This is a genomic window from Candidatus Soleaferrea massiliensis AP7, from assembly GCF_000820765.1.
In the GTDB taxonomy this organism is placed as follows: Bacteria; Bacillota; Clostridia; order Oscillospirales; family Ruminococcaceae; genus Soleaferrea; species Soleaferrea massiliensis.
Genome location: NZ_CCYH01000004.1, coordinates 89217 through 103383, shown reverse-complemented (window position 1 = coordinate 103383; position 14167 = coordinate 89217). Strand labels below are relative to the sequence as shown.

11 protein-coding genes and 4 tRNA genes are annotated in these 14167 nt (G+C 48.6%); 6 read left to right on the top strand and 9 right to left on the bottom strand.

All coding sequences use genetic code 11. The features are described 5' to 3' along the window. Positions 1 to 420: 420 nt before the first annotated feature. The 7 genes from BN348_RS00775 to BN348_RS00745 form a co-directional block, all read right to left on the bottom strand. Positions 421 to 2886, bottom strand: a complete 2466-nt coding sequence (locus BN348_RS00775; protein ID WP_040195570.1) for a transporter substrate-binding domain-containing diguanylate cyclase — start codon at positions 2884 to 2886, stop codon at positions 421 to 423. Between the two features lie 520 nt (positions 2887 to 3406). Further along, entirely contained in the window at positions 3407 to 4534 is a 1128-nt protein-coding gene (locus BN348_RS00770) for a zinc-dependent alcohol dehydrogenase (RefSeq protein ID WP_040195569.1), read from the bottom strand. Between the two features lie 22 nt (positions 4535 to 4556). Further along, on the bottom strand, positions 4557 to 4991 hold the full coding sequence (locus BN348_RS00765) for a hypothetical protein (RefSeq protein ID WP_040195567.1): 435 nt from the start codon (positions 4989 to 4991) through the stop codon (positions 4557 to 4559). A gap of 334 nt (positions 4992 to 5325) precedes the next feature. Then, positions 5326 to 6483: a hypothetical protein gene (locus BN348_RS00760; protein ID WP_040195565.1), complete on the bottom strand. Its 1158-nt coding sequence runs from the start codon at positions 6481 to 6483 to the stop codon at positions 5326 to 5328. Positions 6484 to 6644: 161 nt separating this feature from the next. After that, positions 6645 to 6729, bottom strand: a tRNA-Tyr gene (locus BN348_RS00755). 16 nt (positions 6730 to 6745) lie between these two features. After that, positions 6746 to 6821, bottom strand: a tRNA-Thr gene (locus BN348_RS00750). 137 nt (positions 6822 to 6958) lie between these two features. Continuing rightward, positions 6959 to 7035, bottom strand: a tRNA-Pro gene (locus BN348_RS00745). A gap of 204 nt (positions 7036 to 7239) precedes the next feature. Between BN348_RS00745 and BN348_RS00740 the strand changes: the two genes are divergently transcribed. After that, a complete protein-coding gene (locus BN348_RS00740) occupies positions 7240 to 8757 on the top strand; it encodes a hypothetical protein (RefSeq protein WP_040195564.1) in 1518 nt (505 codons plus the stop codon). A gap of 106 nt (positions 8758 to 8863) precedes the next feature. Next, the gene (locus tag BN348_RS00735) at positions 8864 to 9124 is read left to right on the top strand and encodes a hypothetical protein (RefSeq protein ID WP_040195563.1); all 261 of its coding nucleotides are present in this window, start codon (positions 8864 to 8866) and stop codon (positions 9122 to 9124) included. A 321-nt stretch (positions 9125 to 9445) separates the two neighbouring features. On the opposite strand, the gene BN348_RS00730 is transcribed toward BN348_RS00735, so the two are convergent. Continuing rightward, the gene (locus BN348_RS00730; RefSeq protein ID WP_040195562.1) at positions 9446 to 11230 is read right to left on the bottom strand and encodes a right-handed parallel beta-helix repeat-containing protein; all 1785 of its coding nucleotides are present in this window, start codon (positions 11228 to 11230) and stop codon (positions 9446 to 9448) included. 703 nt (positions 11231 to 11933) lie between these two features. Here BN348_RS00730 and BN348_RS00725 point away from each other — a divergent pair. The 3 genes from BN348_RS00725 (at position 11934) to BN348_RS00710 (ending at position 13398) form a co-directional block, all read left to right on the top strand. After that, positions 11934 to 12010, top strand: a tRNA-Arg gene (locus tag BN348_RS00725). A 536-nt stretch (positions 12011 to 12546) separates the two neighbouring features. Beyond that, entirely contained in the window at positions 12547 to 13089 is a 543-nt protein-coding gene (locus BN348_RS00715) for a hypothetical protein (protein WP_040195560.1), read from the top strand. Positions 13090 to 13191: 102 nt separating this feature from the next. Then, on the top strand, positions 13192 to 13398 hold the full coding sequence (locus BN348_RS00710; protein ID WP_040195559.1) for an alpha/beta-type small acid-soluble spore protein: 207 nt from the start codon (positions 13192 to 13194) through the stop codon (positions 13396 to 13398). Between the two features lie 193 nt (positions 13399 to 13591). Here the strand turns inward: BN348_RS00710 and BN348_RS00705 are convergent, their stop codons facing one another. Further along, positions 13592 to 13813: a helix-turn-helix domain-containing protein gene (locus BN348_RS00705; protein ID WP_040195558.1), complete on the bottom strand. Its 222-nt coding sequence runs from the start codon at positions 13811 to 13813 to the stop codon at positions 13592 to 13594. Between the two features lie 106 nt (positions 13814 to 13919). Between BN348_RS00705 and BN348_RS00700 the strand changes: the two genes are divergently transcribed. Continuing rightward, the gene (locus BN348_RS00700) at positions 13920 to 14117 is read left to right on the top strand and encodes a hypothetical protein (protein ID WP_156136355.1); all 198 of its coding nucleotides are present in this window, start codon (positions 13920 to 13922) and stop codon (positions 14115 to 14117) included. Positions 14118 to 14167 lie beyond the last annotated feature (50 nt).

Here is a 14167-nt window from a genome sequence, read left to right as displayed (position 1 = left end):
GACGGCTATACCCGCCTGCGTGTGTTTTTCCTGGTGAAAAACGTACGAACATCACCAGAAAGCCGGTCAGGACACCTCCGAATACCACGCTCGGATGCCGGATGTAAATCCTTCTGACCTTCCCATGCAATCCATCCCTCTAATCCCTCCAATAGAAAAAAGCCGGATAAAACGGCAGACCCTGCAGTCTGCTGCCTTATCCGGCCTGTCATGTCTCTTATACGATTTGTCCGCGCGCGCACAAAAATGGTTCTATCTCAAAATCGGGGACAGGCAAGGGGACATCCTATTTTATGTATGGGATCTGCAGATTTATAGAAGAGCCTGGCTTCGGCCATTTCTTTCTGGAACGGAACCGCACCGTCATACGCATAAACAGATAAGGCCGTTTCGGATGTTTAGGCAGCCATTTCGCACGTTTTACTGCGGACGGCCGGCTTCTCCGCGGACAATGCTGAAGCCGTCCCGTCCCTGCTCTTTCGCACGGTACAGCGCCTGGTCCGCACATTGGTAAAGCGCATTATACGCGTCCCCGCATTCGGACATTGCCGCTCCAACGCTGATGGAAAGATGAACGCCGTCCTCCAGGTCGAGCGCACGCACACAGGCGCACAGCGCGGCGCACTTCTCCGACAGGGCCTGCCTGTTTTTGATCCGCCTCATATAGATCAGGAATTCATCTCCGCCCGGACGTCCGACAATGTCCTCATCCCGGAAATTGTCCCGCAGCAGCTTCGAAATGCGGACGAGCGTCTCATCCCCGCGCATATGGCCATAGGTATCATTGATCTGCTTGAAATGGTCGACATCCACCAGGATCAGCGCCCCGTTTTCCTGTTCACGCAGTTCGGCCAGACTCTCCTTCACCATATTTCTGCAGGTCTCGGCATTGTAAAGCTGGGTCAGGCTGTCCAGCTGCGCTTTTCTGAGCAGCGCGTCCTTCTCCTTCTGCTCATCGTCGATGACATGGATCTTGCCGAGCGCATAGGCTGGCTTGTCGTCGTCATAGACCGTTTCGAGCGCAATGCGCAGCCAATGGTACTGCCCGTCAAGATAACGCAGACAGACCTCCCTGACGCCGTCCTCCTGTGATCGGATCAGCTGCATAAACGGCTCCTGGAACTGTCTTTCCTGTTCATTCTGCGCTTTGCATACCACAAGTTCCGGCTTGCTCTTTTCGTTTTTCGGCGGAATGGAGAGAAGCAGCTCATCGGCCTGGAAATCATATTCATAAAAATATTCATTCATCAGCGCGTACACGCGAAAATGCTTTTTCAGTTCCAGGGAGGTTTTTTTATTCATCTTTGCGCGCTGGCGCAGGATCACGAGCAGTCCCGCAATGACCAGAAGCAGGAAGCCGCCGACCACCAGCAGGGATTCCATCGGATTCTCCCGAATGATATCCATCATGGACAGGGGCTGCCGCTGGATGACATTTTGATTGATAATTCCCTGAATATCCTCTTCCGGCATCGTAACAATCGCCTTGTTGAGGATGGACAGCAGCTCGCGCTGGGTGGACTTCACCACCCCGAGACAGATCCTTCTCGGCTGGGATTCCTGCTGAACCAGCCGCAGGTTGTCGAATCGGGGCTGATTGATGTAATACTGGGCGGTATACGCATCCACAACGGTATAATCCGCTCCGCCGGTTTCTACGGCCTGGATGCAGGACTCAATCGTGTCATAGTAAACCACCTTTCCGGACCGCCCCCGCGGATACACATTCATCTCCACCTGCGCTTCACGATCCTCTTCGGTGATGGACTCGTTGCTCCTGTTGGAAAGCAGAACATACTGCGTTGTGAGGTACGGCCGGGTCATGGAAAGCTCCTGATCACGCGCCAGATCATAGTCGTAGGGCATACTGGCGACCATATCAATTTCCCCGGCGCCCGCCTTGCGATACAATTCCTCTGTGGTATCCACACCCACGCACTCAAATTTCAAGCCGGTTTTCTGCGACACCGTCTCCAACAGATCGGTAGCAATCCCCCGGAAACCGCCCTCCTCCGACAGATACTGGAACGGAGGCTGCCGGTTCAGATACCCTACGCGCAGCGTTCCGGCCGACTGCAGATAATCCGTTTCTTTTTCGGACAGCATAAAGGTATTGTTTACGGAGACAAAGTATTTATCGAACAGCGTCGATGAGAAGGTCGAATCGGTCTGCTCGATGCTGGTAATCGCCTCGTTGAGCTTTTCCAGCAGTCCGCTGTCGTCCTTTTTGGTCACGGCAAAGTAGAACGGTTTGGGAGAAAAGCGGGCAATGGTGCGGATTCCCCCCGCAAAGTTCAGGCTGGTGTTCAGCATCATGTCCGCGCGCCCCTCGCGCATGGCGGCTATCTGCTCTTCCTGACTCGTACAATCGACAAACTCCGGCGTGATCAGGTTCATCTTACAGTAATCCTTCAATTCCTGCGCGGTCCTGCCGTTCCTGTTCGTCACAGCGATCCGGAAATTCTGCTGGACCTGGGAGTTGACCACAATGCTCTGTGTATTGTCCGCCAAAACCTGCAGGACCGTTTCCACCACGCCGTAGCTGTGGCTGGCATAATTGAACCGTTTCTCGTAGTCCTCCAGATACAGCAGGCCACCGATCAAATCCACTTCGCCGGTTTCCACCATATTCATCAGGGCGGTCAGGCTCTCATCGATCGGCCCGGGAACCTGTACAAACTCGTAATCCCACCCCGTGTACTGCGCAATCTCTTCCAGATATTCATAGGTATAGCCGGTATAGTTTCCGTTCTCATCCAGATCGGTAAGCCCCTCTTGAATCGGATAGGCCACCCGCACCGTCCGCCGTGACTGCGCAGAGATGCCGGCTGGAAAGATACTGGTCATTATAAGAACTGCCGCAACCAGCAGAATCATTTTTTTCATCTTATCATCCCATCGTAATCATTTTGCAAAGTTCAGATGTAAGTTATATGATTCTTATTATACAGAACCAGAAGGCATTCTGCAAGCACGATTATCGGTTAATTCCCGTTTTATCCCCGCGGAAGCCCTGTTTTCAGCTGTACGCGCCATAAAATAACATCCGGCAGCTGTTTTACGGGGGAATTTCTATAAGTGAAAAATCGGACGCGTTTCTTCAGAGAGGGTAAGCGCCATATACTGTTAATCGTCTTGGTAAGAAAAACCGGCTGTTTTGGATACCCTTGTCCAAAACAGCCGGTTTCGCCTGCCGCATCGCTGCGCGGAATATGATATAAAAAGGGGCCAACGTTAAAGCCTGCATCTTTTCATGGGAGAGGCGGATAGACGATTGCCCCATCGTTTTTGGACAGTCCGCCGTTTTGATGCCGCCTGCAGGGAAGGGTTTGCCCAACCATCATCAGCTTCCGAATCGGGATTCTTTTGAGGGAAATCCCTCATTTTCAGGAAGCGCATGTCCTGTCTACGGTTTCAGTATGACCTTTATGCAGCCGTCTTCTTTGTTGTCAAAAATGGAGTAACCCTGGCTGCCTTCCTCCAGCTTCAGCGTGTGGGTGATGATGTCCGTGGCGTCGAATTCGCCCTTTTGAATCGATTCCAGAATCGGCTTCACATAGCCCTGGGCCGGACACTGTCCTATTTTCAGGGTGATGTTGCGGGAAAAGAAATTTCCCAGCGGAAAGGTGTTATAGCGGCCGCCATATACCCCCACCATTGCCACCGTGCCGCATTTGCGCACCGCCTCTGAGGAAATCTCAATGGCGGATTTGGAGCCGGCCTGCAGCTTCAGCGCCGCTTCCATCTTCTCCATCACTGACATTTTGCCGTCCATACCCACACAGTCGATCACCACGTCCGCGCCGCCGTGCGTTCGTTCCTTGATTTCCAGTCCCGTATTGTCATACTCCTCGAAGTTCATGGTTTCTACGCCATAGCTTTCAGCGTGCCGGAGCCGGTAGTCCACACTGTCCACAGCGATGATCCGTTTTGCCCCCAGCAAAATACACCACTTGATGGTGAGCAGTCCCACCGGGCCGCAGCCCAGCACCACAACCGTATCTCCCGGCTTGACGCCGCCGATGTCCACGCCCCAGCGGGAGGTGGGCAGGATGTCGGTCAGGAACAGCACCTGCTCATCGCTCAGCTCCTGCGGGACCACCACCGGTCCCACATTGGCATAGGGCACTCTCAAATACTCCGCCTGTCCTCCGGCGTAGCCGCCGTAAGCGTCGGAGTAGCCGAACAGGCCGCCGGCTTCGCCGTTTGGATTGGAATTGCCGCATTGGCTGTAATGACCGTGTTCACAGAAAAAGCAGTGGCCGCAGGCAACCGGGAAGGGGACAATGACCCGGTCGCCCTTTTTCACGTTGGCAACACCTTTTCCGGCTTCTTCCACAATACCCATGGTCTCGTGCCCCATGATAAAGCCCGGCTTCATGGCCGGGACTCTGCCGTGGATCAAGTGCAGGTCGGAACCGCATATGGCAGTTGAAGTAACCTTTACTATCACATCGTCGTCGTTTTGAATCGTGGGGTCGGCTACCTCCTCCAACCGAACATCCTTTATCCCTTCATAAACAATCGCTTTCATAATTTTTTATCCTTTCTGTTCTTTATAGAAATGGCCGCAGGTCAACAGCAAGCCGCTCTTCCAAACGAATCAGTCGTTTGGTGATATCCTTCGATGTTTCGTCCGCCGCTTCATATTGGTTCAGATAACGGTTCAGAGACTTGACTCCCATATTGCAGCCGTCCGTGATCAAGTCCGCGATGGTTTTGTCTGAGTCGTTCATGCTGAGCTTCACGTTGGTTTTGATCCACGACATCCCCTTGGCCATGGGATTGGGATCTTTTCCTTCATCGTGGTATCCATCCAAAAGAAGCTGGATTTCCTTTTTCAGCTTATCATGTTCCTCTTTGCAGCCGGTGAGAGCTTCCCGCAGCGCCTCATGATGTGTATACTCCAAAACTTCATCAATGGACGCTACGCCCATTTTGATGCCTTCGTCGCACTCGCGCAGCAATTTAATGGTATCCTGTTCAACCATAGTATGATGCTCCTTTTTATTTTTCTGTTTCTAGTTTGCCGCCGGGTAAGAAAAAGATACATTCAGCGGTTTTCACTGTAGCAAAATTACATAAAAAAGCGAGGTCCCAGCCTGAGCATCAGGCGGAAACCCCACATTTTTTCAAAGCATTTTTATTTTTCTATCATATGAAAGGGTATCTGATTAAAATCGCTTGAATTTGAGTCCAAAAAGCTTACAAGCCTGCATGAGTCCCTAAAACGTGAACAACTATAAAATCAATCACATTTTATGGTGGGAGAGGGTGAACATTTTAGATGCCGCTCTAACGCAGAGATTTGTAAAGGTTTTTGTGTTATGTGATAGTAATGACATGCACTTCACCTATATCTGGAAAATACCTCAAGACTACCGTAGTTTTTCTGTAGCTTCCGTTGACTGTCGGCATATCAACACATACACAAAATTTCCACACCCATTTTTCATCGTATAATTTGCGTTCAAGCTTATAAATATAACTAGAACATATTTTTTTGTAAATTTCACGAATGAATGTTTCTTTGTCCTCTATATCATAGCCTAATGTACTAAGTATCGGCCCTTTCTTGCTCTCGTCCATAAGGTAATCGTTCCATTTCTTATCATCAATTTTTAATTTTAATTTATCAACGGAATTAAATTTGGGAAACAGTGTATTGAATGAAAAACCTATATCCGTTTCATCAGAAACATCAGCTTCAATTTTGTAACACAAAAAAGGTGAGAAACTATCTTCGTTTATGCTGATAAAGCGATAACCATTTTCTTCAAAAGGATATCCCAGCATATTGACATTTTCATCATCAGAATAGTCGGTTTGATGAGAAGCAATTATTTGATTACGGCACTTTACAAAAGCTTGAGTCAAAACACATGAAATGTAGGTTTTGAAAAGAGAATGACGTGTCAAATCTGCAAATCCAGTAAACCAAGGATATTTCATCAATTCTTCAACAATGCGCCAGCGCTGGGAGCCAGTCAAACGATTAAAGTATACCAAAAAATATTGGCTGCTGTGCTGGAATCTTGTTTTTTGACATCTTGCAATAACATCATTCATCGCTGATCTAAGACAAAGTTGGGAATCGGAGATGTTGCTGAGAATATCGATATAATCGCCGCACAGGACGCTGTAAACGCTGTCTTTATCAAGTAACGGAAGTAATTTTGAAAATATCATATCCCCATAACAATTATCTTCAATTTGTGCCGAATCAAATATGAAACAAGTCTCAAATTTCCCCTTATCCTGATTTGGAAGAAGTGCCCCTTTCATAGATTCATAGGACACACCTTTGAAACTAAGCCGTTGTTTCAGTATTTTAAATTCTTCAGAAATTGTTTGGTATACATCTGTGTCGGATAGATCAAAACAGTTTTTCATAACAGAAAAGCGAAGATCATCTTTTGCATTGAAAATGTAAACCGTAAACTCTTCGTGATCATTTTGGGTATATGGTTTATTCTCGGTCATTCTGCGATCCTCCTTTTTGTTATAACATTGAGAAAATGTTCTTCAACACCATTTTACCATCTTTATAAAAACATTATATAATAATCATCTTTGTGCTCTGTACAGGTAGATGAAAATACAAAAAAGTTATATTTCAAAAATTTGAAATATAACTTTTCACTTGGTGGGAGAGGGTGGATTCGAACCACCGAAGTCATTGACGACAGATTTACAGTCTGTTCCCTTTGGCCACTCGGGAACTCTCCCATATTCAATTAAATGATGGAGCTGGTGGACGGACTCGAACCCCCGACCTGCTGATTACAAATCAGCTGCTCTACCAACTGAGCTACACCAGCATAGTTGTCCACTTACCACAGCGGTATTCATTTTACCATACCACGCGACAATTGTCAACATATTTTTTAACTTTTACAGAAGAATTTGAATAAAAAACCATGCAGGCCGGACAAATTCTTCTTGTCTCAGCTGGTTTTGGTCGAGGCGACAGGACTCGAACCTGCGGCATCTTGGTCCCAAACCAAGCACTCTACCAAACTGAGCTACGCCTCGATGACAGTCTCTTGGTAACGTGAATATTATTATATAATAAACGCTGAATTTTGTCAACAACTTTTTTGACGCGGCAGACCGCATACTTCTGATAAAAATTTATAAAAATCAGAAGCTTTTCGATTCCATTTGCGTTATAATAGCTGTATAATGGAGAGAAATTGAAATCTTTTTCCAACAATGGGCATCAAGGAGGTTTCGGACATGTCTGCAGCGCTGACCGGGAATCATCTTTATCACCTTATCAAACAGTATGAATATGCATCCGCCTGCGCAGAGCGGGATTATTATCAGCTGACACTCTGCTGTATCCACAACGAGGATCGTTTTTCACTGCTGCGCCGATTGTTTGCTTCCGAATGGTATCCCGCGCAGTTTGTGTCCGAATTGTATGCGCGCGTGGTCCTGTACCGCAGCGAACGCCCGGTGGTACAGCTTTTCTTTCGGGACGGCAAAAACCGCAACTGCACCTTTGAGGAGCTGGGCGATTATCTGCTTGCCAAGGACAGTCTCATTGAAATATCTGAGGAGCATCCGCTCGAGACCGTTTTGATCGGCCTGCCGATTGAGAACCTCCCCGCGCGTGTAAACATTGTGCTTCCAGCGCCGCTCTCGGCCACTTCTAACGATACGGCCTTCACCAACGATATGCTGTCGGCCGACCTGTCGATGATCTGCATCCCGCCGCTGCTGGCGCTGACCAATCCGTCCGACGCGGGCAGCGACGGAAAGCGCGGCCGTATCTGGCAGCTGCGCAAGCTGCACAGCCTTTTGAGACGCAGCTTCTACAGCAATTATCTGTTCGCCGTGCCGGATGCGGAATCCAAACAGAAGCAAAGCATCCGGGACAACCTGCAGCCGCTCACCTCCCCCTATCCGCCGTTTGATGAAAGCATCTTTGTGTTTGCCGGCGGTCTGCGCAGGCCGGATGAACGCGCGATGGAGCGTCTCATGCAGGAAATGTCGGCGAGGACGCAGCAGTTTTTTTCACGGCTGCGCGTCTCCCGCCGCTGCGCATTGCTGGACGGCATGGCCGGCCGCAACCGTCAGCTGATCGAACGCAAGCGGCAGATGGCCGAGATGCTGGAACGGACAAACCACTCCCGGCAGGACCGCATCTCGTCGGCCGAACGGGTGTCCAGGGAGCTTTACCGCACCTTCACCGAAAGGGTCGAGTTTTTTGCCGTCAAGGAGAAGGGGCTGGCAAATCTTGCGGCGAGCTGCCGGCTCAAGCTGCAGAACGGTATGCGGCTGCACGACATGCAGTCCATCCGCGTGGATGTCTATACCGCGCTGTACCCGGACATCGCGGCCTATCTGCAGGAGATCAACCGTATTCTCTGCGCCCAGAACGACTATGGAAAAGTACGTGCCGCGGTTTCGGTCGTCAAATGGAATGTGGCCAACATCTTTGAGGGCGTGCGTCAGGTCGAGTACCGCACCCAGAAATTTTCCTTCCAAAAACGCGGCAACGGCTTCCGTCGGCGCATGTATGCGCTGCTTTCCAGCAGCATCACCGATACGCTGATGCACAACCTGAAAAAAGAGCAGGAACGGTTTATGAGCGCCTTAAAAAGCGCGCTGGATCAGTATGCTTCCGGCTTCCGCGGCAGCATCCCGCTGATCGGCACAGAGGATATCACCGAAAGCATCCATGGTCTGACCGTGCAGCAGCAGTCACTGGAGGAGAAGATGAATGCACTGAAAGCATCCAAGCGGTAGCCCCCTTACTGTGCGGCAGAACAACCATTGGGAAAGTATCGGATTTGGAAAACAGAAGCGTATAGGCTTTGGAGAATACCGGTTCAGAACTGGAAGGAGAAATATGATGGCACAGATGTCTCATGAGGATTACAACGAACAGACCCATCCGGAAGCGGAGACGAAAGCGTCTCTGGAAAGAGAGGTAGAACTGACGCCCCGTCATCCGCTGGTGCGGGTGCTGGCGCTGATCGGGGCGGCGGCACTGATCGTTCTGACGATCCTGCTGTTCTGCGGCCTTCTGCAGCTGCCGCCGCTTGATGGAGGACAGGCCGGATCGTCCAATCCGGAAAGCCCGCAGGTATCGCAGATAGCTTCGGTTCGCTGAAAACAGGATGCCGGGCAACCATTGTTCTTTTACGATGATTTTTCTCAATATACAGAAAGCTCAAAGGCACTGCGACCCTTCATTCCAGCATATCTGCGATTGAATATGGATTTTCTCAAAGATTATTGAAAACGAATGCTACATAATAAATTGTATGAGCATGATATTTCGTATAAAACGGGCATAAGAAAAGCAAGCTCCAACTGTATTGCCGGAGCTTGCTTTTCGTTTTCATGACAATATGAATCAAACTTACCGTTTAATGGAATCATTTAGGCTTGTAGAATTTTGATCATCTTCCGTTGTGGAAGAGGAAAATGGTCAAGCCCACGGATTCGGCCACGCTTCTGCAGGTGCTTCTACCTTGGTAACAGACATGCTCGCAAGAGTTTCCTTCCTCGTCCAATTATTGTAGTAGAAATAGGCATTGGTACCAGTGCCTTTTGCCCCGTCGACAGCGGCGAAATATCCACTGTCAGTGTACAAACCATCCGCGAAGATGTACGCATCGGTCAATGAGTTGTCCGATAAGGTGTTCTTTGCGTTTATGAGCAGAGCGCCGGCTGTACAGTTGAGAACCTTCACATCATAGAGATAGACCGCTGCATTTCTGATCGACTGAATGCCCGCAGTGGTCTTGTTACCCGAAGACATAAAACGACCGCCGTCAACTGTGATGTTCTTGAAAACAACCTTGATTCTGTTCTCTCGGCCGGGAACGGAGCTTGTGCAGTTGATCACATGCCGATTTCCATCGCTGTAGCCGCTCTGCTTCTGAATCACCACATTGCCTTCGCCTATGACGGTAATGCTGGTAGAAATGGAAATCGTCGCCCCTACATTGTAGGTTCCCTCTCTCAAATAAATAACGGAGCCGTCCGGCGCATTGCTCGCGTTCAGCTTTGTCGCCAAATTGTCGCCCGGATTCAGGAAGATGGCGTCAAACGGATATCCGTCCGTGCTGTTGAGATTTCCTGTTACCGTGCCCTGGATATCCGCGCCCTGTTCATAGGACATGCTGCCGCCGCCGTTGGCGGTGACGTCCTGAACAACGGCATCCGCGCGGATGATGACATTTGCTTTGGCGCTGTCCGCTTTGCTGCTGTTGGTACCTTCATATGCGCCGCCGGTGTTCGCCGTGATGTTGCCCCAGGTGCCGGAAATATAAGCTGAATGGGCGTCGGTATCCTGAATATTGAGGTCCGCATCCGTACCCGGAAGACCGGTGAGATTGAAGTGCCCTTTTGCGTTGTCCAGCACGATGGTACCGCTGGTGAATTTACCGACAACATCGACGGTCGTGTAGTTCTGGGTATCCGCAAAGATCAGGGAATGGCTGCCCAGATTCAGCTCATATGCGCCGGTGTCGAGGTTCACCGCGCCAAGGGTTACGTCACTGTCAAGCGTGATATCCTTCATGAGAATGATCGTCGAATTCACAGCAGCCCGTTCGATGTCGCTCTGCTCGTAAGCTTTTGTGATTTCACCGTTCATCTGCGTAGCGGTCAAAATGACATCCAGATCCAGCAGGGCGTTCTGATAGGTATTGCCGGCAGATTCGCCGAATTTAATGGTCAAAGCGATGTATTCCACCTCAGACTCATCCAGCTGTCCATTGGGCACAGCCGCGATTCTGCCATCCTCGATGACCGAAGAAACAGCCGCTGCCGCCGGAGCCGAAAGTCCCGCCGCGGTATCCTTCGAGCTTGCGGCGCCGAACAAAAGCGCATCCGCCAGGTTGTTTTCGTTTACCGTCAAATCCAGATTGTACTTCAGATTCAGTGTGCCTGCATTTTTCACGGCAAGGTAAATCGTCTTCTCCATGCCGGGTTCCCAGGTTTTGAAATCCTCGCCAAAAATGAAGTCATCCTTTGTCTCATTGTCAATTGGCGTCCAATTTTCTCCCAATTTTGCCTGCTCGCCTTGAGGACCGGTGTATTTGTACATCTCAATCTGAAGGTTGCCTGCCTGAATACGGTTGCCCTTGTTGGATACGGTATCGCTGAACCAGGCAAGGGTGGTGCCGATCAGCATTGCGATGCAGAGCAGCAGTGACAGCCCGGTCGCAATCAATGACCGTTTGGTATTGGTGCTTGAATTTTCCATTTTTCTTCCTCCTTATGATTGTATCATTTTTAAAAATAGGGGGGATTGGATTTATTGATTCCCCTATTCATAAAGCGCACAACTACAGTTTGTATTCTATTATAATTTGGTTAAAAAGTCAATGAAAACCGGCGTTTAACAACCATTTTAGTGTAAAATGCGCTTTTGAAAATAAAATAAATGTAACGCGTTGAAAAAAACATATCCATCAAATTGCAGATTTGGCGTTTGCATTGCGGCGATTTCTATCGAAACCAAGTTTTCATCCAGTCTGCGCATACTGATTAGAATAGCTGTTGCGTTCATGGAAACAGCCAGCCATAGAATGGTGCGTTCTCCGCCGAGCTTACTCTGGGAAGCGATATCATATCGGCTGATATATCAGTGGGAGCTATATTTTCAGAAAATCCTTTGCTGCAGCTTACCAAAAAAGCATCGCTTCTTCGTCCTATGTAAAAACGCCTGAGCGGTTCCCGTCGTTCCGTTTTAATGGAGCCGCTCAGCTATCATTCCGATAGTGTTTATTGCTGCCCCTTTTTCTTCTTTACCGCACATCAATGGTATGGCAAAGTGATAAGAAATTCTTGTTTGGAGTTGACAGATTCCTCAATTCATAGTAGAATATATAGAGTTCGCATATCGTGTCTGTCTTTGTCCTGTCCGGTCGGAAATTTGCGGAAAACAGGTTCGGTATGTGCATTGTGCGCCTATAGCTCAGCAGGATAGAGCGACCGCCTCCTAAGCGGTAGGTCGGATGTTCGAATCATCTTAGGCGCGCCAGGAACAAGGCTGTAAAACCCTGATGCATGTGGGTTTTACAGCCTTTTCAATAACATATTTTCTGTTATCAGGCGGTCTCGATCTTTTCCATTATATTTTCCGGCGTTTGGACGATAAAACACAAAAGAACCCGTGTTTGGCTCATGCCAATCACGGGTTCTTTGACAGGCTGAAAGGGCGTACAGGTAAATACCTGTACGCCTTTTCCATTTTTCCGCTTGATAACATCCCCAGACTGGAGTGCCATTGTCCTCTCTGACAACAATATCCCGGTAATTGACCGCATTTCGTTTCAGTCAGCTTCGCTGTATCAATATAAAACCGCCGATGCCGTGACATCCTCCTATTTCTCATACCGCCAAATCGTTGTACATCAACAGATTTTTGAAAATCAATCTGTTGTATCAGCCGGTCCAATTCGTAGATTTTTGTATCAATACTTCCGTAAATTTTTTCAAGCATTCATATTTACCAAATAAAAACAAATACTATCCGTATCTATCCATCAAAATACCTTGCGTTTTGGAGGCGTTCTTTTGATCAACATCATCTTATATGGAAACCTGCAGGATAAAAAAATCTTCAATTGTCTCAAAAAAAATTTTGCGAAGCAATTTTCCTGCAGCTTTCTCAATGACCAGTACATCGATATGCGCGATAGCCAGGCTGATTTTCTGATCTATGAAACCGACCATCCGCTGGATATCTTAAATGAACACACCATCGTCGTGTTCAAGGACTCCGGCGCTTTTGATGTCAGACCCTGCAAAAACCGGCAGCATGTCTCCATTATCAATTCGGAAAACAATTGGGCGATCGACTTTATCAAAGAGAATGAACTGAACACCATCACCTGCGGATTGTCTTTGAAAGACATTGTCAGCGTCTCAAGCTACACCGGTGAAAGCACCGTCGTCGCATTGCAGCGCAGCATCCGTTCGCTGATGGGTACAATGATCGAGCCTGTTGAGATTCCGATTCGCCGCATCTCCAACGCCGACCTGTATTCTATCCTTGTACTGAACGCCATCCTGCTGTTGAGTGAGAAGCAGGGTTCGGTCGAAAAAATGGATTTTTAAGAAAAACTTCCCTGTAATATTAAAGGAACCTCGTGACAAAATAATAAAGCAAACGCAACCGAGAAAAAAAATTTAAAAGAAATTCAAGGAGTGCAAGTTACAATGGCTAATTCTAATTCTTCTAGTAACAATCTCGTAGTTCCTCAGGCTAGAGAAGCAATGGACCGTTTCAAAATGGAAGCTGCTAACGAAGTTGGCGTGAACCTGAAGCAGGGTTACAATGGCGACCTGACCTCTCGTGAGGCAGGAAGCGTCGGCGGCCAGATGGTCAAAAAGATGATCCAGGCTTACGAAGAATCCATCAAATAAGTAAAGTTGCTTGATAATCCCCTGGCCGGTGTAAGCATGCCGGCCGGGGGCATTCTCTTTCACGGGGAAAACTTCTCCCCGGCGGGATTATTCCATCAGGAACCGATATTCCATACATATCATAACGCCAGCGTAACGGATGGAATGGAGATACCATCCTGAAAAGCATGCAGAATCCATGCCGGCCTACCTGTCATATCTGTTCAGCAGTCGTCACATCAGGTTCATAGCCCGCGATCTGATCAAGGCCGCAGTCCAGTATCCGGCAGAGCCTGTTCAGCGTGTTGGTTGTGACATTTTGATTCGCCCTGAGCCGGCGGATGGTCCGGCTGTCCACATTGTACTGTTCGCGAAGCATATAAGTGGTAACGCCCTTTTCCTCCATGGTCTCCCAAAGCTTTGTAAAAACGATCATACGTTCACCTCATTTATCAAAAACACCTGTATATTGATATTATGGGGCATATAATCATCCTATGTAAGAGGTACACATTCCCCACATTGATATAGGCGTGAAGATTATGAAACATCTGCCGGACAAGCGCTGTTCATGCTGTGAAAATCAGTTTTGTGTCGATTGGGCGGAAAACCACTGTATATTGGAGCGGATTGCGCTGGACACACGGGGACAGTGCCTGTCCTGCATCACGGTCGATATTCCGGAAGAGCTTTTAAAGGTACATAGGGAAAGCATGCTGAAACGCTTTGGAGAAGAATAGCGTGTTCCTCCAAAGCCTGTGCCCGCTTTCTGTGAATCGTTTCGCCATGG

Bases quoted from the DNA above. Each gene is read 5' to 3' on its own strand.
- BN348_RS00700 (WP_156136355.1), top strand. From the start codon at position 13,920: ATGAAACATCTGCCGGACAAGCGCTGTTCATGCTGTGAAAATCAGTTT.
- BN348_RS00730 (WP_040195562.1), bottom strand. From the start codon at position 11,230: ATGGAAAATTCAAGCACCAATACCAAACGGTCATTGATTGCGACCGGG.
- BN348_RS00710 (WP_040195559.1), top strand. From the start codon at position 13,192: ATGGCTAATTCTAATTCTTCTAGTAACAATCTCGTAGTTCCTCAGGCT.
- BN348_RS00775 (WP_040195570.1), bottom strand. From the start codon at position 2,886: ATGAAAAAAATGATTCTGCTGGTTGCGGCAGTTCTTATAATGACCAGT.
- BN348_RS00760 (WP_040195565.1), bottom strand. From the start codon at position 6,483: ATGACCGAGAATAAACCATATACCCAAAATGATCACGAAGAGTTTACG.
- BN348_RS00705 (WP_040195558.1), bottom strand. From the start codon at position 13,813: ATGATCGTTTTTACAAAGCTTTGGGAGACCATGGAGGAAAAGGGCGTT.
- BN348_RS00770 (WP_040195569.1), bottom strand. From the start codon at position 4,534: ATGAAAGCGATTGTTTATGAAGGGATAAAGGATGTTCGGTTGGAGGAG.
- BN348_RS00735 (WP_040195563.1), top strand. From the start codon at position 8,864: ATGGCACAGATGTCTCATGAGGATTACAACGAACAGACCCATCCGGAA.
- BN348_RS00765 (WP_040195567.1), bottom strand. From the start codon at position 4,991: ATGGTTGAACAGGATACCATTAAATTGCTGCGCGAGTGCGACGAAGGC.
- BN348_RS00740 (WP_040195564.1), top strand. From the start codon at position 7,240: ATGTCTGCAGCGCTGACCGGGAATCATCTTTATCACCTTATCAAACAG.